The 20,979-nt window shown below is 59.3% G+C and carries 15 protein-coding genes and 1 pseudogene; 7 read left to right on the forward strand and 9 right to left on the reverse strand.

Translation table 11 applies throughout. From position 1 onward, the window contains the following. The 5 genes from JWR14_RS06320 to JWR14_RS06340 all read right to left on the reverse strand — a co-directional run. Positions 1-333 (reverse strand): dihydrodipicolinate synthase family protein (locus JWR14_RS06320; RefSeq protein WP_299703226.1); only part of this gene is annotated, 333 nt, incomplete at its 3' end. A gap of 26 nt (positions 334-359) precedes the next feature. After that, positions 360-2,081, reverse strand: coding sequence for an ABC transporter permease subunit (locus tag JWR14_RS06325; RefSeq protein WP_299703264.1), 1,722 nt, complete (start codon positions 2,079-2,081; stop codon positions 360-362). 96 nt (positions 2,082-2,177) lie between these two features. Further along, positions 2,178-3,275 (reverse strand): ABC transporter ATP-binding protein, encoded by a 1,098-nt coding sequence (locus JWR14_RS06330; RefSeq protein ID WP_299703229.1) that lies wholly within the window; start codon positions 3,273-3,275, stop codon positions 2,178-2,180. A gap of 52 nt (positions 3,276-3,327) precedes the next feature. Further along, positions 3,328-4,434, reverse strand: coding sequence for an ABC transporter substrate-binding protein (locus JWR14_RS06335; protein ID WP_299703232.1), 1,107 nt, complete (start codon positions 4,432-4,434; stop codon positions 3,328-3,330). Positions 4,435-4,546: 112 nt separating this feature from the next. Then, positions 4,547-5,974 (reverse strand): FAD-binding oxidoreductase, encoded by a 1,428-nt coding sequence (locus JWR14_RS06340; RefSeq protein ID WP_299703234.1) that lies wholly within the window; start codon positions 5,972-5,974, stop codon positions 4,547-4,549. Between the two features lie 757 nt (positions 5,975-6,731). Here JWR14_RS06340 and rpoD point away from each other — a divergent pair. Next, positions 6,732-8,624: pseudogene (gene rpoD, locus JWR14_RS06345) on the forward strand (RNA polymerase sigma factor RpoD). Between the two features lie 139 nt (positions 8,625-8,763). Here rpoD and JWR14_RS06350 read toward each other — a convergent pair. Beyond that, complete coding sequence (locus JWR14_RS06350; RefSeq protein WP_299703237.1) at positions 8,764-9,390, reverse strand: ParB/Srx family N-terminal domain-containing protein; 627 nt, start codon at positions 9,388-9,390, stop codon at positions 8,764-8,766. A gap of 370 nt (positions 9,391-9,760) precedes the next feature. Between JWR14_RS06350 and JWR14_RS06355 the strand changes: the two genes are divergently transcribed. Next, positions 9,761-11,602 carry a potassium transporter Kup gene (locus JWR14_RS06355; RefSeq protein WP_299703240.1) on the forward strand — a complete coding sequence of 614 codons (1,842 nt, stop codon included), beginning with the start codon at positions 9,761-9,763 and terminating at the stop codon, positions 11,600-11,602. A 93-nt stretch (positions 11,603-11,695) separates the two neighbouring features. Here JWR14_RS06355 and JWR14_RS06360 read toward each other — a convergent pair whose 3' ends face one another. Next, a complete protein-coding gene (locus JWR14_RS06360; protein ID WP_299703243.1) occupies positions 11,696-13,252 on the reverse strand; it encodes an acid phosphatase in 1,557 nt (518 codons plus the stop codon). Between the two features lie 328 nt (positions 13,253-13,580). Here JWR14_RS06360 and JWR14_RS06365 point away from each other — a divergent pair, with 328 nt between their 5' ends. Further along, a complete protein-coding gene (locus JWR14_RS06365; RefSeq protein ID WP_299703267.1) occupies positions 13,581-14,789 on the forward strand; it encodes a cytochrome c peroxidase in 1,209 nt (402 codons plus the stop codon). Between the two features lie 12 nt (positions 14,790-14,801). Here JWR14_RS06365 and JWR14_RS06370 read toward each other — a convergent pair whose 3' ends face one another. Next, complete coding sequence (locus tag JWR14_RS06370; protein WP_299703246.1) at positions 14,802-15,713, reverse strand: LysR family transcriptional regulator; 912 nt, start codon at positions 15,711-15,713, stop codon at positions 14,802-14,804. Between the two features lie 133 nt (positions 15,714-15,846). Between JWR14_RS06370 and JWR14_RS06375 the strand changes: the two genes are divergently transcribed. The 3 genes from JWR14_RS06375 (at position 15,847) to JWR14_RS06385 (ending at position 17,898) form a co-directional block, all read left to right on the forward strand. Further along, the gene (locus JWR14_RS06375) at positions 15,847-16,698 is read left to right on the forward strand and encodes an oxidoreductase (protein WP_299703249.1); all 852 of its coding nucleotides are present in this window, start codon (positions 15,847-15,849) and stop codon (positions 16,696-16,698) included. Between the two features lie 137 nt (positions 16,699-16,835). Then, positions 16,836-17,288, forward strand: coding sequence for an ester cyclase (locus JWR14_RS06380; protein WP_299703252.1), 453 nt, complete (start codon positions 16,836-16,838; stop codon positions 17,286-17,288). 148 nt (positions 17,289-17,436) lie between these two features. Next, positions 17,437-17,898 (forward strand): Lrp/AsnC family transcriptional regulator, encoded by a 462-nt coding sequence (locus tag JWR14_RS06385; protein ID WP_299703255.1) that lies wholly within the window; start codon positions 17,437-17,439, stop codon positions 17,896-17,898. Positions 17,899-17,949: 51 nt separating this feature from the next. On the opposite strand, the gene JWR14_RS06390 is transcribed toward JWR14_RS06385, so the two are convergent. Continuing rightward, positions 17,950-19,650: a peptidase S10 gene (locus tag JWR14_RS06390; RefSeq protein WP_299703258.1), complete on the reverse strand. Its 1,701-nt coding sequence runs from the start codon at positions 19,648-19,650 to the stop codon at positions 17,950-17,952. A 470-nt stretch (positions 19,651-20,120) separates the two neighbouring features. Here JWR14_RS06390 and JWR14_RS06395 point away from each other — a divergent pair. Beyond that, a partial coding sequence (locus JWR14_RS06395; RefSeq protein WP_299703261.1) for a KUP/HAK/KT family potassium transporter occupies positions 20,121-20,979 on the forward strand: 859 nt, incomplete at its 3' end.

Below are 20,979 nucleotides of genomic sequence, written 5' to 3' on the forward strand. Positions count from 1 at the left end.
GTAGGGCGTCAGCACGAGCAGGCCATCGGCGCCGGCGGCCGCGAAGTCCTTGCCCGCTTGCATGGCATCGTGATAACCAGGGTCGAGCACGCCCGCGACAACGGGGATCTTGCCCGCTGCCTCCTCCGCCGTGATCTCGGCCATGCGAACGCGCTCGGCGCGCGAGAGTGCGCCGTATTCACCGGTGCCGCCAAGCGGCACGACCCCGTCCACGCCCTGCTTCAGCAGATAGCGCAGGAGCGCGCGGGCGGCGTCGGCGTTGATGGTGTCGTCGGGATTGACGGGAGTCGGAATGGCCGGCAAGACGCCACGCAGTTGGTGTGCTGAAAGCATGAGTTAGTCCTGGAAAACGAGGTTATTCAAGAAGCGAGGCTGCGGCGGCGCAACCGGTCCGCGACCCAGATCAAGGCTGCAATAAAGGCGAACAGGCACGTGGAAACAGCCGCGATGACCGGCGAAATCTGCATCGTGATTTCGTCCCAGAACTGCTTGGGCAGGGTAGTGCTCAAGCCGCCGGACGAGAACAGCGCGATGGTCAGTTCATCGAAGGAGGTAGCGAATGCGAACAGGAATGACGACATCAACCCCGCGCCCAGAATGGGGAACGTGACGCGGCGCAGCGTGGCCCACGGGCGCGCGCCCATGCTGTGCGCGGCGAGGTCGAGTCGGGTGTCGTAGTTGCGCAGCACGGCCATCATGGTGATCACCACGTAAGGCACGGCCACCACGGTGTGCCCCAGCACGAGGCCGAACGACGATCCGATCAGGCCAATCTTCGCGAAGAAATAGAACACGCCTACCGCGATGATCATGCGCGGCACCACGATGGGCGCAAGGATGAAAGCGAGCATGGCCGCCTTGCCTTTCATGCCGCCGCGGACCAGCAGGAACGCGGCGGGCGTGCCGATCAGCATCGAGAGAATGCCGGTGCCGATACCCACCAGCATCGAGCGCGTAATAGCCTGCATCCATAACGGCGAATCAGTGATCTGCCGATACCACTGCAACGAGAAACCGTGCGGCGGCCACGCGAGACCTGACGCGGAATCGAACGAGAGCGGAATCATCAGGAACGCTGGCGCGCTCAGGAAGACAAGCAGCAAGATCACGGTTACGCGCAGCGTCAGGCTTTCGCCCTCGGCGGCGCGGCGCTTTCGACTTTTGCGACGTTTGGGAACTAGACCGATTACGGCATCGGTCGTGTTGCCGAGCGCGGTCAGGATCACATCGCCAAGCTTGGCAGCCCAGCCGCCGTGCTTCGGATTACGCGCCGCCGAGCTGCCGCCGGCCATGGTGGAGAGGCCCACCATGCGGTCATAGATCAGGAACACAAGCAGCACGACCGCGAGCAGCAGCACCGAGATGGCCCCCGCGAAACCCCAGTTCAACGCCTGCATCACCTGGTCGATGATCAGTTGCGTGATCATGGTCTGATGTCGTCCGCCGAGCAGCGTGGGCGTGATGAAGAAGCCGATAGCCGTGACGAACACCATCAACGCGCCGGCGGCGACGCCCGGCAGCGACAGCGGAAAATACACCTTCCAGAACACGGTGCCCGGACGCGCGCCGAGTGTGGCGGCAGCGCTTGGCAAGCGACGGTCGATGTTCTCCATCACCGAGAGCATGGTCAGCACCGCGAGTGGCATCAGCGCGTGGACCATGCCCACGATCACGGCGGAAAAGTTATAGAGCAGGCTCAACGGCCGATCGATAATGCCAAGTCCAAGCAACACTTGATTGATCACGCCGTTGCGCCCGAGCAGTACGACCCATGCAAACGTGCGCACGAGAAAGCTGGTCCAGAACGAGAGCAGGACCCAGAACAGCAGGCGGTTCTTGCGTTCGCGCGTCAGCGAGGAAATCAGATACGCGATCGGATAACCCGTGAGCACGGAGAAGAAGGTCGTCCACAAGGAAACCTTCAGCGTGATCAGCAACACGTCCACGTACACCGACGATGCAAAGAGCCGCTTGTATTCGACGAGCGTAAAGCCGCTGTCGTTATGCACGCTCAACAGCAACAGCTGGCCAACGGGGTACACGAGCATCACCAGCAGCAATACGATGATCGGCGCGCTCATTGCGCCGGGCCGGACCCACGCGCGCCATCGGGCAGGGCGTGGTGGCGGTGCGTCGGGATGGGTTTGCTCAGCGCTCAGGGCGGCACGATTCATCTCCTACTCCGCGATGGCAACAGCGTCGGCGGTCAGCCACGAAAGCCCGAGCGTCTGCCCGATCTCGTACTGGCGGCCGAGCCGGTTGGTGGGAAAAGCTGCAACGAGTGGCGGAGAATTGGTGATATGCGACTGCAAATAAAGCTTCGTTATGCTGCCCGTCACCATGATGTCCGTGAGCTTCGCCGACAACGTGCCACCGTTGATCGACTCAGCCGGCGGTCCATCGTGGATCTGCAGGTTCTGCGGACGCAGCATCAGCTTCACCTGCTTGCCGTCGCGGATCACTGAGTCGTACGCCATCGCGTTGACGCTGGCGCCGCCCTGCACGCTGATCTGCACCTGATCGCCGCGGCGTCCGGTGACCACCGCATCGAGCAAATTCGATTCGCCAAGGAAGTCCGCGACAAACACGCTCTTCGGTCGGAAATACAGGTCCGCTGGCGTGCCAAGTTGCGCAATCGCACCGGCATTCATCAGGCAGATGCGGTCGGACATGGTCATCGCTTCTTCCTGGTCGTGCGTGACGTAGACAATCGTCGTGCCCAGGTCGCGATGAATCCGCTTGATCTCCAGTTGCATCTGATCGCGTAATTTCTTGTCCAGCGCACCGAGCGGTTCGTCCATCAGGATGATCGACGGCCGGTAGACCATGCAGCGCGCGAGCGCAATGCGTTGCTGCTGACCGCCCGACAATTCGCGCGGATAACGTCCCGCAACATGGGGCAGATGCACCATTTCAAGCGCCTGCATGACCTTCTCACGCGTCGCTCGGGCGTCGGTCTTGCGCATCTGCAGCGGGAACGAAATGTTCTGCGCTACCGTCATGTGCGGGAACAGCGCGTAGTTCTGGAACACCATGCCAATGTCCCGCTCATACGGCGCGCCATATGTCACGTCAACACCATTGATCCGCACCTGACCATCGTCCGGTTGCGCGAGCCCTGCGATCAGGCTGAGCAGCGTCGTCTTGCCCGAGCCGCTGGGTCCGAGCAGGGTCAGGAATTCGCCCTGCGCGACATCGAGATCGGTCGGCGCGAGGGCGACGAAGTCGCCATAACGCTTGCAGAGTCCCGTGATTTGAAGGTTCGAGGCAGGCATGAAATCGGCATCCGTGGCGGTGAAAACACAAAAGAAGCGATGAAAACAGCGCTCAGGTCAGGATCCAGCTATTGAACCGCTCGAGTGCGACGCTTTGTTTGTCCTGCCAGAACTTCGCATCGATGTGCAGGCCGTTCTTCATGTTCTCCGGGAACGTCGGGCAGTTCTTCGCGATCTCGGGCTTGATATAGTTAAATGCTTCGGGTTGCGTAACACCGGCTGGAAAATATTCGACGAGTGAGGCTTGACGTTTCGGATCGGAGGCAAACTTGATGAACTCGCGGCAAGCGGCCGCATTAGGCGTGCCTTTGAGAATTGACCAGTTGTCGACGCCCCAGATGTTCTGGTTCCAGACGATCGCCACTGGCGCACCGTTCGCAATAGCCGATTGCGCCCGGGATACCCACGTGCTGATCATGTCCACTTCACCGGAGCCCAGCATCTGTTCGACTTGCGAACCCGTGGTCCACCAGACATCGATGTGTTTGGCGATCTTGTCGAGGCTCGTGATGCCCTTGTCGAAGTTGACCGGATAAACCTGTGAGGTCGGTGTGCCGTCGCCCATCATCGCTTCTTCGAAGGTATCGAACGGGTACTTGCGCAGACCACGACGACCCGGATAGTCCTTGACGTTCCACATATCGGCCCATGAACTGGGGGCTTTCCGGCCCTTGAAGGCATCGGTGCGGTACGCGAGCACGGTGGTATATATGTTGGTGGCAACGCCATACGGCGACATGTATTGCGATGGAATTTTCGCGATCACCGGGTCTGCCTCGAGCCCGTGCTTCTCCAGATATTCCTTGCCGCCGCCCGTCAACAGAAGGATCGCTGGTTGGCTGATCTTGGCCATGTCCCATGTGTAACTGCCGGTCTCGACCATGCTCTTGATTTGCGCGGTCGGCTCGGCATTGGCTTGCACGCCGATCACTTCAATGCCCGTCTTCTCCGTGAACGGCTTGTAGAAAACCGCGCCGTATGCCTTGGTATAAATGCCGCCATCGTCGCGAATGACGATTCGTTTGTTCGCCGCCCGCGAAGGCGTCCAGACGGACGGGAACGCCACCGCAGCAGCGCCGGCAATGGCAGTCTTGATGACCGTGCGGCGGCCGGGTTGTTCAGGCTGTTGAGTCTCATCGCGTGCGGGCTGCTTTTTCATGTCGGCTCCAAGGGTGTGGATAGAAACAGAAAGGCTGTGATGCGAACGTCCAGGCTTCTTCTGTGGCCCGGATCGGATGGTCCCAAGAGGATCAAGAGCGGGACCCAAAAACTCAGGGCAACAAACGTCCCGGATTTAAGAGGTTGTGGGGATCGAGCGCGTTCTTCACCGCGCGCATCAGGCCGAGTTCAGCGGCGGATTTGTAGTGCGCCATCTCCGGCAGCCCGGTTTGGCCGATGCCATGCTCGGCGCTGAACGTGCCGCGCAATTCGTGCGCGACATCGTTCACGCAGCGGCGCAGGGTGTGGGCCATTGAGGAGCGGTCGGCGAGTTGCCGCCAGGCGTCGAAGGTGAAGAAGGGGATGAAATGCGCGTTGCCGTCGCCAAGATGCGCGACCACGACAACGTCCAGCCCGGGAGCGATGGCATGCACCGCTTGCGTGGCACGCTCAATAAACAACGGCACCGCCGACACCGGCACCGCGCAGTCGGTCGTCAGGCCCACGCCGCCCTTCTTGTTGGCTTCGGACACGCTGTGGCGGAGTTCCCAGAGCGTGGCGCGTTGCGTCTCGTTGCTGGCGAGGATGGCGTCGTGGATCAACCCGGCAACGGCTGCGTGTTCGAGCGTTTGCTGCAAGAGGGCGGACATCTCCTCGCCGCCGTGGGTGTCGCCGAGTTCGACCAGCACGTGCCATTCATGCATGTCCGCAAGCGGATTGCGGCGGCCGGGAACATGCTCGATCACGAGTTCGAGCTGGCGGCGGTTGATCATCTCGAAGGCGCTGAGCCGTGATCCGCACGCGGCCTGGAACATCCCCAGAATGTGCAGCGCGGCGGCGGGATCGACGGGGGCGAACCACGCGAGCGCGTGTTGTGCCGGCAGCGGATGCAGTTTCAGCGTAGCCGCCGTGATAATGCCGAGCGTGCCTTCCGTGCCGATGAACAAGTGCTTCAGGTCGAGCCCCGTGTTGTCCTTGCGCAAGGCGCGCAGGCCGTTCCAGACGGTCCCGTCGGCGAGCACGACTTCCAGACCCAGCACGTTGTCGCGCGTGTTGCCGTAGCGCAGGACGGCGGTGCCTCCTGCATTCGTCGATAAATTCCCGCCGATCTGGCACGAACCTTCGGCGCCCAGACTGACCGCGTACAAACGTTGTTCGGCGGCTGCCGCGTCCTGGATGGTTTTCAGCACGCAGCCGGCTTCGACTTCCATCGAGCCGTTGGCGGCATCTATATGGCGGATACGCCGCATGCGGGTCAGGTTAATGACTACTGGCGGCACGCCCACGTTCGCCGGTACCGCGCCCGCGCACAGGCTGGTGTTGCCGCCTTGTGGCAGGACCGGGACGCCGTACGCCGCGCACAAACGCACCACGGCCGATACCTGCGAGGTGTTCGAAGGCTGAACGACTGCTGCTGCCGGACCCTTGTAGCGGCCTCGCCAGTCTTCCGTGAAAGGCGCGAGGTCGGATTCGGCTGTCAGCACTGCATCGGCGCCAAGTTCCGCTTTCAGGGCTGCGGTCAACGCCGTGACGTTATTCATTCCAGTTCCTCGATAGGCATCGGAGGCCTCCCGGATCATCAACGGATCATCGGAAGCGCCGCGTCTGAAAAAGAGGATAGGGAGAAAAAAATCGCATTGAAATGCGATTGATTGCAATGCGATTAAAATAGGCGTTATCGCCAATCAGACAGCCAGCGAGGTTCGCGCGCACGGTCCCTTGCCATGTTGCCGTCCGAAAAAACAACCTCTCCGGAGGCAAAGTCGACGAGAATCGTCCCGTCATTGAGCAAATGGTTTAATCAGGGTCGGAATAGCGCTGCTTTTTTAGGCTCGATTAGCGGACTTCATGTGGCTCGCACGGCCTTGATTCGGGCTAATTCGTCCGCAAATGAATGCTTGTCCGAGCTAAATGTTGTAGTTTTTCTGCATCTGGCTACTAAATACGCCTGATATTGGCGTTTACCGCACTAGCAGCAACCAAGTTGCTATAAACTGTACGACCCGCGCGAATACTGCGCTCGTTAGCGCGCCCCGCCTCCAAACTGATTCAGTTTTGCTCGAATCAACGCATCGAATGGCTGAATAAGCTGAATAGCTGAACCCGAGGTGATGATCCCGTCGGTCGTCACGGTAGTGCTCGTGTCTAACCGCTTGTGCACTGGTTTGTTATTACAGAGCAAAGCTGTCGAGGAAATGTATGACAAGTTTTGATCCAACCGAATCTACCGCCGGCAACGGCGTTCCTGCAAAAAAATCGAAAGCCCGCCGTGGGTCCGCCGACAAGTTGTCGCGGCCAATGGACGAAAGCGTTTGCTCGCCCGAGCAGGCCGATGAACGTCAACGCCAGATGCGGGCGTTGATTCAGCTGGGAAAACAGCAAGGTTTCCTGACCCACGCAGAGATCAACGATCACCTGCCGGGTAACTTTGCTCAGACATCGGCTATCGAAACCATTGTCAGCACGTTCCGCGACATGGGCGTGGCCGTCTATGAAGAAGCGCCTGACTCGGAAACGCTGCTGCTGAACGATTCCGCCCCCACGGCGGTGTCGGACGAGCAGTCGGACGAAGAAGCGGAAGTCACACTGGCGACCGTTGACTCGGAATTCGGCCGGACGACCGATCCCGTGCGTATGTATATGCGCGAAATGGGCAGCACTGAACTGCTGACCCGTGCGGGCGAGATCGAAATCGCGAAGCGCATTGAAGATGGTCTTGGCGAGATGATCAAGGCGGCATTCACGTGCCCGTCGACCGTGATCACGCTGCTCACGACCGTGGACAAGATTGTCGCGGGCGAGCTGCGCATCGACGAACTGGTCGATGGCTTCAAGGACACCACGCTGGACGAAGACGCGGTGGCGGCGGATGCCGATACCGACGCTGAACTCGACGAAGCTGAACTCGCGTCGGAAAGCGACGACGAAGACGGCGAGACCGAAGACGAGCAGGCAACGCGTGCGAACGCAACGCGCCTCAAGCATTTACTGCGCGATTGCCTGCCTATTTTCTCGAACGTCCGGGATCATTTCGACGAGTTTCATAAGGCTTATATCGCCGACGATTCGCGTACCGGTGACTGGCCCAGCGTGCAGGAACACATCCAGCGCGAACTGGCCACTATCCGCTTTACCGCTCGTACCATCGACCGGTTGTGCGCCGAGGTCCACGAGCAAGTCGAACAGGTCCGCACCATCGAGCGCCGCATCCTGAAGATTGCTGTCGACCTGGCGGGCATGCCGCGTGAGAAGTTCGTGGAAGTATTCCCGGGCCACGAAACTGATCTTGAGTGGACAACGCGTCACGCGACGGCCTCGAGCGCCTACGGCAAGGCGCTGGAACGCAGCCTGCCGGCCATTCAGGCGGAACAGCAGAAGCTGATCCAGATTGAGTCGAACCTGATGTTGCCGCTGTTGCAACTGAAGGCGCTGAACAAGCAGATGACATCCGCCGAGCACAAGATGCGTCAGGCGAAGCGCGAAATGACGGAAGCGAATCTGCGTCTGGTGATCTCGATCGCGAAGAAGTACGTGAACCGCGGCATGCATTTCCTGGATCTCATCCAGGAAGGCAACATTGGCTTGATGAAGGCCGTGGACTAGTTCGAATACCGGCGTGGCTGGAAGTTTTCGACGTACGCCACGTGGTGGGTCCGTCAGGCTGTGACGCGTTCGCTCGCCGATCAGGGCCGGACCATTCGCGTGCCGGTGCACATGATCGAGACGATCAACAAGCTGAACCGCGTATCGCGCGAAATCCTGCAGCAAACGGGACAGGAAGCGCATCCGTCGGTGCTGGCGGTTCGCCTCGATTTGTCGGAAGAAAAGGTTCGCAGCATTCTCAAGATTGCGCGGCAACCGGTTTCGCTTGAAACGCCTTTGGGCGAAGACGGCGATACCACGCTGGGCGACATGGTCGAAGATTCGAACACCGAATCGCCGGCCGATGCCGCCATGCACGCTGACATGCGTCTGGCGATCAAGGACGCGCTGGATTCATTGTCGCCGCGTGAAGCGAAGGTGCTGCGCATGCGCTTTGGTATCGACACCGTGTCCGACCATACGCTTGAGGAAGTCGGCAAGCAGTTCGATGTGACGCGTGAGCGGATTCGCCAGATTGAAAGCAAGGCGATGCGCAAGCTCGTGCATCCGAGCCGGTCAGAGAAGTTGCGGTCGTTCCCGGCTCATTAAGGTTTCGACGCAAGGTTCGTTGAAAAGTAGGTTGACGCCGTTGGACTCGCAAAGGGTCCAACGGCGTTTTTGTTTGGTGCGCTATTTGTTTCCCGCGAGAAAATTCCAGCTCACTTCCGGTGCGAACCACGCTCAAATTTCAAGAGCGCGAGTTTGCGCCACCACCAACCTTGCTTTTGTAGAACCCCGGCAGCACCAACGCGTCCGGACTTCTGGCAAGATGCACCCCCTGCTGTACGGCGGCGCTGAATTGAAACGATGTGCTCCACAAGCGGACGCGAGTCCGAAAGAAATCTGCCCACTGAAATTCGGCAAACGGTTCAGGCGTCTTGATGTAGCCCCCCGCGTTGCGCACAAACGCTGCAAGGCTTCGGTACGGATCGTCTATCAGCCCCGAGACATTAGAAGGAATTGCGGCAACGCCATGCAGGATGCCGTGCTCGTCATAAGGGTGCACCCAGCGGCGGTTCGCCATCTCCAGCCAGAAGGCATCGCCTTTCAGCTTCGACAGGTCGGCCATGACCTCAACGTAAGCATAATTAATCTGGGCGTCGAATAGCGCCCGTGCAAGGTGATGATGGTCGGTCGCGAAGTGAGTGCCATCCCGGCCCAACACAGCGGGAATAGGCAGGGCCTTGAGCGCGCGCTTCAATGCTTCTGCAGGCAGGGACGCGAAGTGTTTGCGTTTCTCATCGACTTCCAGCATTCCGGCGGTTATCTGCGTTGGATGGATCTGCTGCAATTCCAGCCTGACTAATTTTTTCATAGTGAGTACGCAGGGCCTTTAGTAAGCGGCAAGCGTACCCGACGCAGTGCGCGCCAACAAGTTGGCGCAAGCAGCAGGCGCGACACGTGCCGCGTCCCGGTCCCAGTCCCGATCCTGCTCGCGCTAGTCAAACGCGCGCGCTTTGCATTTTCTTTACATCACTCACCGTCATTTTTCGCGATTATTGTTATGAGATGTTCTGGGAATGATTAAGCGCGCTTGGTGTAAATGCTGAGGTCCATGCCCATGAAACCGGTTAGCCTGTGGGCCATCCCGGTTAGCGGTGGTGATTAACAAATCGAGCGAAAGGCATATGTCAGCATCCGTCGCAAATTCTTCGACCAAAGTTGTACAAGGTGCACCCGTTCTCATGCTCGGTGCTGTCGGTGTCGTTTTTGGAGACATCGGCACAAGTCCGCTTTACACACTTCGGGAATGCCTCAAGGCCGCGGGCGGCGTTAGTCAGACTAACGTTTTCGGCATCGTGTCGCTGATCCTGTGGTCCATCCTGATCGTTGTCACGCTGAAGTACGTCAGCTTTGTCATGCGCGCGGGCAATGACGGCGAAGGCGGCATTCTTGCACTGACCGCGCTGGCATCGGGCGTGGCTCCCGAGCGCTTGCGTAATGTCCTGCTGACGCTGGGCGTGTTCGGCGCGGCCATGTTTTATGGCGACTCCATGATTACGCCGGCTATTTCCGTCATATCGGCGGTTGAAGGCGTGACGTTGATCGATGCTCAACTCACTGCCTGGATCGTGCCCATTTCATTGGTTATCCTGACGGGTTTATTCGCCATCCAGAAACATGGCACCAGTGCGGTCGGGAAGGTCTTCGGGCCGATCATGGTGGTGTGGTTCGTGACCTTGGCCGCGTTGGGTCTGCTGCATATCGTCCAGCATCCGGTCATTCTTGAAGCGGCTTCGCCGACTTTCGCGATATCGTTCCTGGCTCATAGCCCGGGCACTGCGTTCATCGTGCTGGGCTCGGTCTTCCTGGCGCTGACCGGAGGCGAAGCCTTGTACGCGGACATGGGGCACTTCGGTAAGAAGCCGATTCGTCTCGCCTGGATGTTCCTCGTCTGGCCGAGTCTTGTCATGAACTATTTCGGTCAGGGTGCGCTTGTGATGATGCATCCCGAAACGCTCAAGCAACCGTTCTTCGAGTCGGCTCCCGCCTGGGGACTTGTCCCGCTCGTCATCCTGGCGACGGCTGCAACCATCATCGCGTCGCAGGCGGTGATCTCGGGCGCGTTCTCCATGACGAAGCAAGCCGTGCAGCTTGGTTTCCTGCCGCGCATTCCGATCGTCCATACATCGACGCATGAGATCGGCCAGGTCTACGTGCCGTTCATCAATCTCTCGTTGTTCGCGGCTGTCGTATTCCTGGTGGTGTTCTTCAAATCATCCGATAACCTCGCGTCTGCCTACGGTATCGCGGTGGCCTCCACCATGCTGCTCACGACCCTGCTGATGTACTTCATCACGCACTGCCTCTGGCACTGGAAACCGCTGGCTACGGCGCTTGTTATCGGGCCGTTTGCGGTTGTCGATGCGGTGTTCGTGTCGAGTAACGTCAGCAAGGTGCTCGACGGCGGCTGGTTTCCGCTGCTCGCGGGCGCTACGTTATTCACGGTCATGACGACGTGGCACAAGGGACGCGAAACGCTGATCGACCGGATGAAATCAGATAACTTGCCACTCAAGGAAATCATTCATTCGCTATGCCGGGGCAGTCATCCGCCGTCGCGCGTGGATGGGACTGCCGTGTTCCCGGGCGGTGTGGCCGGCATGACCCCGACGGCGTTCATGCATAACCTCAAGCACAACCGCGTGCTGCACAAGACGAACATCTTTCTTGCGGGCACGACGGATAACGTGCCCCATGTCAGGGACGCCGATAAGGCCGTGGTGGAGGACCTTGGCGATGGTTGTTACGCGGTCCGGGTGCGTCACGGCTTCATGGAGATTCCTGACGTGCCGGTGCTTCTGACGCTGATCCAGAAGCAGATTCCGGGCTGGACCTACGACGCCGCCGATACCTCGTTCTTTCTCGCCCGCGACACGATTCGTGCAACGGGTGAAAGCAAGGCGATGGCGCTTTGGCGCGAGAAGCTGTTCGCGTTCCTCGGTCGCAATGCGGCGCAAGCGGCCGAGTATTACAGCTTGCCGCCTAATCGGGTTGTTGAGTTGGGCGGACAGATCAATATGTAGGGGCTGTGCCGGGTACAAAGCGGTTAAAAAAAAGCGCGATGGGTTAATAACCCCATCGCGCTTTAATACATTACAGCTAGCAAAACCTCAACTTCAGAACTGCAGCGTCGCCGTCAAATCGCCCATCGGCTTGCCGCCTGCCGCGACCATTGCTGCATCGCGTGCTGTCAGACCCGGCAGCTTCGGCAACGAGTACCGTGTGGTGATCAAACGCAGGATCGACGTTGTATCGTATTGCGTGTGATCGACGAAACCCTTCTTCGCGTACGGCGAAATCACGAGCGCCGGAATGCGCGTACCCGGACCCCAACGGTCACCCTTGGGCGGCGAGACGTGATCCCAGAAGCCGCCGTTTTCGTCGTACGTCACGACCACGACCATGTTCTTCCACTGCGGGCTCGCCTGCAAATGCGCAATCACATTAGCGATGTGCGCATCGCCCGATGCCACGTCCGTATAACCCGCGTGCTCGTTCAAGTTGCCCTGCGGTTTATAGAACGCGACAGAGGGCAGGGTGCCTGCATCGATCGCCGCGATGAACCCCGCGCCGTCCGTGCCGCCATCCAGCAAGTGCTGCGCGCGGTTCGTCGTTCCCGGAGCCAGGTCGGCGAAATAGTTGAACGGCTGGTGGTGCGTCTGGAAATTCGGCACTGAATTTGTCGAGCCGCTGATCTTCGTGCGATCCGCCAACGCCGCGCCCCACGAGCCGCCGTACCAGGCCCACGAAACATTCGCCGTGTTCAACAAGTCCCCTATATGCGTCTGCGTTTGCGGCGGCAGCGTGGTCGCCACGGCCGGATCGGCAAGCGCCGGATCGCCGCCTGTCGGTGGCGCGTTGCCGCTCGGCTGATACGCGGGCTGCATCGTATTGATGGCGAAGAAGTCCGGCGTCAAGTTGCCTGAGTTGACGAACTTCGGGATGCCCGTGATGGCGGAAGCGGGCGAGGCGGTCGTCAGTTTCAACGATAGCCCGTCAGCATTCACCGATGAAATCGATCCCGCCGCCACGCTCTTGTCCGCGTTCGGATAGACCGGCGTGCACGCGCAAACAAGCCACTGGTGGTTCAGGAACGATCCGCCGAATGCACCCATGAAGAAGTTGTCGGCGAGCGTGTATTGCTGGGCGACCTTGTACAGCGGCAGCTTGTCGGCGTTGGTGTTGTAGTGACCCATGACAAAACCGCCCGAGTCAGCCCACGCGGCGAACTTGTCGTTCTTGCCGCCATCGATCTGCATCTGGTTTTCATAGAAACGGTGATACAGATCGCGTGTCGTCAAAGACAAAGGCGTGTTGAAACCAGCCGGATCGTCGATAGCGAAAGGCGAATTCGGCAAGCGTGCCGTCATGGCCTCGGTTACCGCAGGCGTCACGCCTGTGCCAGTCAGACCGCCCCAGATGGGCGGTAACGTGGCAAGCACGCTGCCGTCGCGGTCGAGCTGTTGTGCGCTCGCGGCGGTGACGTTCTGCAAACCGTTGGCGCCCGGGAAGTTGCCGTAGAGGTTGTCGAAGCTGCGGTTTTCCGCATAGATCACGACAATGTTCTTCACCGAGTTGAGGTCGGTATGGTTGTCGTCATTGCCGCCGCACGCGTACAAGCCGAGTGCGATCGACGCCGTGAGTGGCACGGCGAGGACGAGTTTCTTATTCATCGATAGGTCTCTGTCGTTGGGGGACCGGCTAACGAATCGCTATGGACCGCCTGGTTAACTTTCACATACAGCGAAGCGCTGCCTAAGCCGTCAAGCGATTCTTGCCGGTGCCGCAGTGTCCCAACGTCATTTGACAGGAACATTTAAAATAGCTTTCATTAAGTAAGAATATGTTAGGTTGAATTAGATGAACGAAGGGTATTTGTCATGTCATTGATGTGACACATAAACGTCATAGGCTTCGGCTTCCTTCCAATGTCTTATGCACATGCCATCCATCGCCTCCCTGTTGCTGCCCCTGGCCGCATTTTGTGTTTCAGCCATCGTGATGACCGGCTGCGATTCCCATGCGGCTTCAACGGCTCCGCAAGCCGCGTCTTACAACGCAGGCGAAGCGAAAACTCGCGCGCAGGTTTTCGCGCAGGTTAAGCAGATGACGTCGGTGGGAGAAAAGATGTTCCTCGACCCATCGTTATCGGGGTCCAGCAAACTGGCTTGTGCGTCGTGCCATAGCCCGGATCGCGCATTCGGACCACCTAATGCTTTGTCGGTGCAACTGGGCGGCAGCGACTTGCGGCGGCCGGGATTTCGCGCGGTGCCGTCATTGCGCTATTTGCAATCGGTGCCGCAATTCACGCAGCATTTCCACGATTCCGACGATGAAGGCGACGAAAGTGTCGACGCGGGTCCGACCGGTGGTTTGACCTGGGACGGCCGCGTTGATCATGGCGCGGATCAGGCGCGGATTCCACTGACGTCGTCGTTTGAAATGGGCAGCACGCCGGCGCAAGTGGTCAAGGCGGTGAAGGCCGCGCCGTATTCGGGAGAGCTGCGCGATGCGTTCGGTCCCACGATTTTCGACAACGACGAAAAGGCCTTCGACGTCATCCTTCGTTCGCTTGAAGCGTTCGAGCAGACGCCGCAAAAGTTCTATCCGTACACCAGCAAGTTCGATGCATTTCTTGCGGGCAAGGCGAAGTTGAATGAAGCGGAAATGCGCGGGCTCGAATTATTCAACGATGAGAAGAAGGGCAATTGCGCGGCATGTCATATCAGCCAGCGCGCGAAGGATGGCTCGCCGCCGCAGTTCAGCGACTTCGGTTTGATTGCGTTGGGTGTGCCGCGTAACCGGGTGCTACCTATTAACAAGGACCCGAAGTATTACGACCTCGGCGCGTGCGGTCCCGAGCGTAAGGACCTGAAGGGCGAATCGGAGTATTGCGGCATCTTCAGGACACCGTCACTGCGTAACGTGGCTACACGCAAGGTGTTTTTCCATAACGGCATCTATCACTCGCTGGACGAAGCCGTGCGTTTCTATGTGCAACGCGATACAAACCCTGAAAAGTTTTATCCCACCGTTCACGGCAAGGTCCAGAAGTTCGACGACTTGCCCAAACGCTACTGGGCGAATGTGAATACCGAACCGCCGTTTGATCGCAAGCCCGGTGAAAAGCCTGCTTTGGACGAGGCGGAAATCAAGGACGTGGTCGCGTTCTTGAATACGCTGACTGACGGATATCAGGCGGCTAAATAGACATCGCGGTGCTTAGCCTTTAGCTTTAGCTGAGCGCGCCGGCTTTAGCGCATCAATAAATGCCCTAAGCTTTGCCTGCGACTGCGTGCGGACCGGGAAATACAAATAGAGGCCGTCGCCAGGCGGAGTAAAGGGCAGCAACACTTGTTCGAGTTTGCCCGCGGCCAGTTCGCGCTTGGCTTCGAAATCCGCGACGTACGCGAGCCCAAGGCCCATGCGGGCAAAGTTAAGCAAAGCGCCGCGGTCATTGACCGTCAGACGGCTGCCTATGTCGATCATGACCTTGCGGCCGTCGACCTGAAAATCCCATCGGTGGATGACACCCGATTTGACGAAGCGATACTGAATGCCTTCGTGATCCATCAGGTCTTGCGGTGTTTCAGGACGTCCCGCTCTTGCGAAATACGCGGGGCTGCCGACAACCGACCACACGGCATCCGGTGTGAGCCGCAAAGCCACCATGTCTTTCGCGAGCGCTTCGCCCAGGCGAATGCCGGCGTCGAAACCACTTTCCACCAGATCCACGGCGCCCTCATCGAGCGTCAGGTCCAGATGCACGTCGGGATGAGCCAGGCGAAACTGCTCGATCATTGGCTCGATCAGCAGCGTGCAGGCAGAACGGGTCATCGTGATGCGTAGCGTGCCGGACGCGTTGTGGCGAAAGCTATTGAGCGCTTCAAACGCACTGTCGATGTCTACAACAGCCGGACGCAAACGCTCGAACAGCGATACCCCTGCCTCGGTCAACGCGACTCTCCGGGTCGTGCGCTGAAACAGCGACACGCCATGACGCCGCTCCAGCAGCCGGATCGATTTACTGACGGCCGTGGGCGACACCTGCAGGCGAGCGGCCGCGGTCGTAAAGCTCTTATGCTCGGCCACCGCCAGGAACATGGCCACGCCGTCCAGAAGATCCTTGTTCATGCAGCACTCCATTATGAACTTCGGGTTCATAGCGAATGTACCTCGATCCGCTTTTTCAAGCCGAATCGGATGCGTAGGATTTGCTTCATGGCAAACGGATTCCCGGTGGCCGAACCGACCGGAGAGGTTCGACATGACTCAGCAAACAAGCTTCAAGCGCGTCTGGATGATCACCGGCGCATCGCGCGGAATGGGCGCCGAGATCACCGCCGCGGCGCTCGCTCAAGGTGACGCCGTGGTCGCCACGGCGCGCAAATCGAGTGCGATCACCGACGCACTCGGCTCGCAGCCCGGCCTGCTGGCTGTGAACCTCGATGTCACCAGCGAGTCCGCGGCGCTTCAAGCCGTCAAGCTGGCGATGGAGCATTTCGGCCGCGTCGACGTGCTTGTCAACAACGCCGGTTATGGCTTGGCAGGTGCGGTTGAAGAGAGCAGCGCCGAAGAGGTCCGCAGTATTTTCGACACCAATGTGATGGGTCTGCTCAACGTCACGCGCGCCGTCCTGCCGCGCATGCGCAGCCAGCGGTCGGGGCATGTGATCAATATGTCGTCGCTTGGCGGTTATCAGGTCGGCGCGGGTTTCGGTGTGTACGGGTCGACCAAGTTTGCAGTGGAGGGGCTGTCGGAAGCGCTCCACGCAGAACTTACGCCGCTCGGTATTCATGTCACGGTCGTCGAGCCGGGTTATTTCCGAACGGACTTTCTCGATTCATCGTCTGCGATGGAAGCGAGGAATGTGATCGCGGATTATGCTGAAACCGCCGGTAAGGTTCGAGTGTCGGCGAGAGCATATAGCCATCGCCAACCAGGAGACCCCAAGCGGCTCGCGCAAGCGCTGCTGACGCTGGTGTCAGCCGAGAATCCGCCGCTGCGGCTTCAGTTGGGTACGGACGCCCTGACGCGGATTCGCGAGAAGCATGCGTTTGTCGAGCAGGAGCTTCAGACGTGGGAAGCGCTATCGCGGTCGACTGACTTTCCTGTGTGAAAGGGCGTGGTCGCGCATAGGGAGCCGGGTGGCTTTATCATTGCTAAAACCCTCTCCTGTGCGGATGGAATTCGGCGCGGGAAGAGGGGCCGACTGCTTGCCTATGCGCGTCTCACCGGCGCCGGAGAGGACGGAACATGACTGCATCGAACGAAGTTGGGCACTCCGCCACGAGAGACCTCATCGAGCGCTTTTATCGCGCCGTCGAGCATGCGGATACAGAACTCCTGCGCACGGCCGTCACGTCCGACTGGCAATATATTCCGGGTACATCGGGGCAATCGATCGGCGTGGAGCAGATCGTGCCCATGCTTGCAGATTTCCTGCATGCGCTGCCCGATATGAAAATCATCCTGCTCGACGTCCTGATCCACGACGCCATGGTCGGCGTACGTGCAAAGGTCACTGGCACGCAGTCGGGACCGCTCATGGGCATTCCGGCTACATCCAAGGTAGTCGACTTCGCGATTCATTCTTTCCATGAACTCCGCGATGACCGCATTGCCAAGACGTGGCATCTTGAAGATTGGCTGGGCTTGTTCCGGCAAATTGGCGAGCTGCCGCCGGGTTTGACCAACCGCGCGGCTTAGGACGGCACGCGCTGCATCGCAGGCTTGGGGCGCGCCCCTATTACATTAGACAATATCTGTGAGTTAGGTATTTCTCGCTGAGAGACCGCAGGATTTAGCGGAATGCACTACCGTTCGTTTCCTCTGCGGAGGATAACGGATAGAACGTATGGAACTCGACAAGATAGACACCTCAATCCTGATAGCGATCCAGGCCGATGGCCGCGCGACTAACGCGAGCCTCGCGGAAGCGGTCGGCCTTAGCGAAACGCCGTGCGCTCGACGCCTCAAGCGGCTGGAAGCGGAAGGGTATATCGAAGGATATCGGGCGATCCTGTCAAAGTCCGCATTAAAGTTGGGTCTGCTCGCATTTACATTAGTGCGTTTCGGCGTGCATGACCGGCAACTTGCCGACCGGTTCGAACGCGAAATACAAGCCATACCGCGCATTGTTTCGTGCCACAATATTTCCGGTAGTGCTGATTATTTGCTGCAGGTCGTTGCGCGAGATCTGGAGGACTATGGCACCTTTCTTCGCGATGTATTGCGAACGTTGCCCGGCGTCACGGCAGTCGAGTCCACACTTTCGCTGCGCGAGGTCAAGCGTGATGCAGGGTTGCCGTTTCTCTGAGCAACTCTCCTGGAAATTCATCAGGATGACGAATAAGCTTGGAGCCTCTATTTACTGTGACCCGGTCTTAGGCGTTTGCGCCGTGCCGCCACTATAAAAACGCACGAGATCGCTCTTGAGCAAATGCAGGGCTGCATCGTCGAGATAGATCATGTGGCCCGTCGGATAATACGTGCGCTGCACGTTTGCTCGCAGCGACGGATCCAGTTCCATATGCGCCAGATCGTATTCGGTCTGAAAGAAAGGTGTCGCCAGGTCGAAGTAGCCGTTAAGCGACAGCACGCGAAGCTGGGGATTCTGCCGTATCGCTTCAGCGAGGTCACCGGCTGCATAGGGCAACTGGAGTTGCTCTCCCCACCACGCGCGATGTTTCCAGTTCCATTGCCTCAACGCTTCGTCGTTGAATACCCGATACGCGTCCTTCGGTTCGAAGTGCAAGTCTTGCGCGAGATGTTCGTGGAACGCGGCATCGAAGGCGCTCGACACACTGGTGACCGACGGGTCATAGTCGGGACGCCCATCGGCGTCGTCGAAGTCGATACCTTCGGAGCGCGCGTCGTAACGGCCCACTGTGCGCGATTCGCTTCGCAGCAATTGCTTGCGAAACCGTGATGGCCAGATTTGCAGCCGCGTCTGTTTGACGTAATTCACATCGAGCCCTGTGTAATGCGCCACACGTGCGGCGATTGCGTCGCGCTCCGAATCGGGCAGCGAATCGCCCGCTGCCAGCGCTTGCGCGTAAGGGCCGGAAGCGAACGCGCGGACCTCGTCGAGGAACGCCGGCAAGCTTGGCGGCTTGGGAACAATCTTGTCGTGGTACCAGGCAATGGCCGCATAGGTCGGCAAGTAGCTCTCGCTTTCCAGATCCGTCCCCTCCATATGTGCGCCCGAGTTGAGGATCGAGGACATCAACACGACGCCGTTCAACGCAATGTTGTTCTGGCTCAAACGATACGCAAGCATGGCGGCGCGCGCCGTTCCGTACGACTCGCCAAGCAGGTACTTCGGTGAATTCCAGCGCTGGTTCACGCTCAGGTAGCGTTCGATGAAGTGTTCGAAAGCGTCCAGGTCTTCATCCACACCCCAGAAGCGCTTGCCGGTTGCGTGGCCTACGATCCTTGAGAAGCCTGCGCCGGGTGCATCGATGAAGACCAGATCGGTGGTGTCGAGCAGACTGTCCGGGTTGTCCGCGAGCACGTAAGGCGCCGGTGCCGTGATAGCGGGACTCGACGTATGTGCACGCTTGGGTCCGAACGATCCCATCAGCAGGAAGACGCTGCCCGCACCCGGGCCGCCGTTAAAAAGAAACGTGACAGGACGCGTGGCGGTGCTTTTCGTAGTCGCGGTGTAGGCAACATAAAAGACGCTGGCCTCAGCCTGGCCCGTGTTGTTGCGCAGAAGCAGATTACCGGCCGTTGCCGTGTAGTCGATCTTGCGACCGTCGAGCCTGATTGAATGTTGCGTGACCGACGTGGTTTCCGGCGGGACTGGTATCAGGGTGTCCGCTTTCGTTTCGCTGGCGGTGTCGGTGGTGGCAGCTGTTCGCGCAGCGATTGCGCGGTTGCGGCGAGCGGGGTTGATGTTTGCATCTGACGCGGCGCGGTCGTTGGCCTGAGCGGAGGGCTTTGCCGCGTTCGGCGGCGCTTGCGTGTCGGCAGGCGCCGCCGACGTGTTAGCCGGTGCTGCGCCGGGTACCTGAGCCATGACAGCGGACGGACCGCCGGCAAGGCCAAGCACGATCAGACCGCTCATCAAGCCGCTCATCAGACTGCTTACCGCTGAATAGAAACATGTGCGCATCTTAGTCCCGGCTATTTTTGTTTTCGCTAGGTGCAGGATGGATTCTCGATATGCCAACTCGTCGCGTCAATAGTGTTGTTGTCGTCGGAGGCAAGACGCAAAATCCGTAAGCGCACATGTAAGTATTTCGAAGCCGTAGTGTCAGCGAAGGCGCTTGCCGGTCACAAATGCGACACGAAGCATGAGACAAAGCCAATGACACTTGAGTTAACCCTTAGCACTTTCCCCTGTTCACTCACTCGATGCTATCGGCCACGAGATCGGTTCACCGATCTGCTAACGCTTTCCTATACTTGGAACAACCAGAGATAACAAACTGTTTTTCGCCTGACAATTAAGCCGGCTTCGGATCGAACCAGAGCAAACAGATGGACGATCCGTACCGGGGCCAAAGGCTCCGGCAGCGGCCATCTGGAGGAGACATGGGACGACACGCACCCGCTGCAACCGGCGCTGAGAACGTCGGCGAGCCCCAGCCACACCGCCCGGCCGTAGTTGGTCTCGCGCTGGCTGCCCTTGGGGTGGTTTATGGCGACATTGGCACCAGTCCGTTGTACACGCTGCAAACGGTCTTCGATCCCGCCAACGGCTTGAAGCTGGAAACCGCCAATGTGATCGGCATTGTCTCGCTGATCTTCTGGTCGCTGACGGTGGTCGTCTCGCTCAAGTATGTGACGCTCATCCTGCGTGCGAACAACCACGGCGAGGGCGGAATTATGGCGCTGCTAGCGCTTGCCGCGTCTTCGGTGGCGGATCGACCACGGCTTCGGCATGTGCTGCTGGGCGTCGGTGTGATGGGCGCGGCACTGTTCTATGGCGATGGCGTGATTACGCCCGCTATTTCAGTGCTGAGCGCGGTTGAAGGGTTGCAGGTCGCAACGCCGCTGCTCAAGCCCTATGTCATCCCGATTACGCTGGCCGCGCTGATTGCGTTGTTCATGATGCAAAAGCACGGGACCTCTGGCATTGGCGCGGTGTTCGGGCCGATCATGGTGGTGTGGTTCATCGTGCTGGCCGGAGCCGGGCTCGTCCAGATCATGAACGCGCCGCGTATCCTGGTCGCGCTCAATCCGCTCGCGGGGCTGGCATTTTGCCTGCATCACCAGTGGTTGGCATTCGTCGCATTGGGGGCCGTCGTGCTCTCGCTAACGGGTGCGGAGGCGCTCTATGCCGACATGGGGCACTTCGGTGCGCATCCGATCCGGCTCACATGGTTCGGCATGGTGTTCCCGGCACTCGCATTGAATTACCTGGGACAGGGCGCGTTACTGCTGTCTGATC

The organism is Caballeronia sp. (assembly GCF_028292365.1).
Taxonomy (GTDB): domain Bacteria; phylum Pseudomonadota; class Gammaproteobacteria; order Burkholderiales; family Burkholderiaceae; genus Caballeronia.

Coding starts and splice junctions, on each gene's coding strand:
- JWR14_RS06370 (WP_299703246.1), bottom strand. CDS start 15,713: ATGAACAAGGATCTTCTGGACGGCGTGGCCATGTTCCTGGCGGTGGCC.
- JWR14_RS06385 (WP_299703255.1), top strand. CDS start 17,437: ATGGAACTCGACAAGATAGACACCTCAATCCTGATAGCGATCCAGGCC.
- JWR14_RS06390 (WP_299703258.1), bottom strand. CDS start 19,650: ATGAGCGGTCTGATCGTGCTTGGCCTTGCCGGCGGTCCGTCCGCTGTC.
- JWR14_RS06340 (WP_299703234.1), bottom strand. CDS start 5,974: ATGAATAACGTCACGGCGTTGACCGCAGCCCTGAAAGCGGAACTTGGC.
- JWR14_RS06365 (WP_299703267.1), top strand. CDS start 13,581: ATGACCGGCTGCGATTCCCATGCGGCTTCAACGGCTCCGCAAGCCGCG.
- JWR14_RS06380 (WP_299703252.1), top strand. CDS start 16,836: ATGACTGCATCGAACGAAGTTGGGCACTCCGCCACGAGAGACCTCATC.
- JWR14_RS06335 (WP_299703232.1), bottom strand. CDS start 4,434: ATGAAAAAGCAGCCCGCACGCGATGAGACTCAACAGCCTGAACAACCC.
- JWR14_RS06355 (WP_299703240.1), top strand. CDS start 9,761: ATGCTCGGTGCTGTCGGTGTCGTTTTTGGAGACATCGGCACAAGTCCG.
- JWR14_RS06360 (WP_299703243.1), bottom strand. CDS start 13,252: ATGAATAAGAAACTCGTCCTCGCCGTGCCACTCACGGCGTCGATCGCA.
- JWR14_RS06350 (WP_299703237.1), bottom strand. CDS start 9,390: ATGAAAAAATTAGTCAGGCTGGAATTGCAGCAGATCCATCCAACGCAG.
- JWR14_RS06375 (WP_299703249.1), top strand. CDS start 15,847: ATGACTCAGCAAACAAGCTTCAAGCGCGTCTGGATGATCACCGGCGCA.
- JWR14_RS06325 (WP_299703264.1), bottom strand. CDS start 2,081: ATGAGCGCGCCGATCATCGTATTGCTGCTGGTGATGCTCGTGTACCCC.
- JWR14_RS06330 (WP_299703229.1), bottom strand. CDS start 3,275: ATGCCTGCCTCGAACCTTCAAATCACGGGACTCTGCAAGCGTTATGGC.